The sequence below is a fragment of the Kitasatospora sp. NPDC091257 genome, from assembly GCF_044757675.1.
In the GTDB taxonomy this organism is placed as follows: Bacteria; Actinomycetota; Actinomycetes; order Streptomycetales; family Streptomycetaceae; genus Kitasatospora; species Kitasatospora lactacystinica.
Window position 1 is genome coordinate 1 of sequence record NZ_JBIVVI010001754.1, and the last position, 1299, is coordinate 1299.

Consider the following 1299-nt stretch of genomic DNA (forward strand, 5'->3'; position numbering starts at 1 on the left):
GTGCGCCGCGCTGCGGCGGGGGGGGGGGGGGCCACACGGGAGGGCCATGGGCCCCAACCTACCGGCGCGCTCTCAGAGCACCGCCTCGGACTCCGCCCAGCGGTCCTTCGGCACCGTCTTCAGCCTGGTCACCGCGTCGCCGATCGGCAGCAGTTCGATGCCGGTCCGGCGCAGCGCGGTGAAGTGTCCGAACGCCCCCCGCTGGACGGCCTCCACCGCGTGCCAGCCGAACCGGGTGGCGAGCACCCGGTCCCGGGCGGTCGGGGTGCCGCCGCGCTGGACGTGGCCGAGGATGACCGGGCGGGCCTCCTTGCCGAGCAGGTTCTCCAGCTCGTGGGCGAGCCGGTTGCCGATCCCGCCGAAGGTCCGGTGGCCGTACTGGTCGACCTCGCCGTGGTCGAAGCGCATGGTGCCGGGCAGCGGGGAGGCGCCCTCGGCGACGGCGATGATGGCGAACTTCTTGCCGCGCGCGAAGCGGTCCTCGATTATCCGGGCCACCGCCTCGATGTCGAAGGGCTTCTCCGGGATCAGGATGCCGTGCGCACCGCCCGCCATGCCCGCGGTGAGGGTGATCCAGCCGGTGTGCCGGCCCATCAACTCGACCACCATGACGCGCTGGTGGGACTCGGCGGTGGTCTTCAGCCGGTCGATCGCCTCGGTCGCGACGTGCACGGCGGTGTCGAAGCCGAAGGTCACGTCGGTGGCGTCGATGTCGTTGTCGATGGTCTTCGGCACCCCGACCACGGGCAGTCCGGCGTCGCTGAACAGCTTGGCGGCGGTCAGCGTGCCCTCCCCGCCGATCGCGATCAGCGCGTCGATGCCGATCTCCCGGGCCAGCGTCTTGGCGTTCTCCACCGCCCAGGCGATCCGGTCCCGCCGCACCCGGGCCGAGCCCAGGATGGTGCCGCCGAGGGTGAGCAGGCCGGTGACGTCGTCGTGCGAGACCGTCCTGGTGCGGCCCTCGATCAGTCCGAGGAAGCCGTCCAGGATGCCGACGATCTCGTGCCCGTGGACGTCGGTGCCCCGGTGCACCACCGAGCGGATCACCGCGTTGAGGCCGGGGCAGTCGCCGCCGCTGGTCAGTACACCGATGCGCATGTCTGGTGTGCTCCCGCTCGCAGTGGGTCGGGCCACCCGCGCCGGGCGGGTGGGCTGGGGTGTCGCAAGCCTACGCACAACGCACCCTCGACACCCGTTCCCAGCGCACCGGAGCGTCACGCGCCGCCCGCCGTACGGGGATCGGCGCGGACCGCCCGCCGGGGCCCCGCCTCCCGGGTCCTCGCCGGGGCCGACGCGATC

At 73.3% G+C, this 1299-nt stretch carries 1 protein-coding gene; it reads right to left on the minus strand.

The window, feature by feature from the left end; all coding sequences use genetic code 11:
• Positions 1 to 72 precede the first annotated feature (72 nt).
• Positions 73 to 1098 (minus strand): ATP-dependent 6-phosphofructokinase, encoded by a 1026-nt coding sequence (locus ACIQOV_RS41785; RefSeq protein WP_401056421.1) that lies wholly within the window; start codon positions 1096 to 1098, stop codon positions 73 to 75.
• Between the last annotated feature and the right edge of the window lie 201 nt (positions 1099 to 1299).

What these genes read in the sequence shown, in the direction of transcription:
- ACIQOV_RS41785 (WP_401056421.1), bottom strand. Translation starts at nt 1,098, where the DNA reads ATGCGCATCGGTGTACTGACCAGCGGCGGCGACTGCCCCGGCCTCAAC.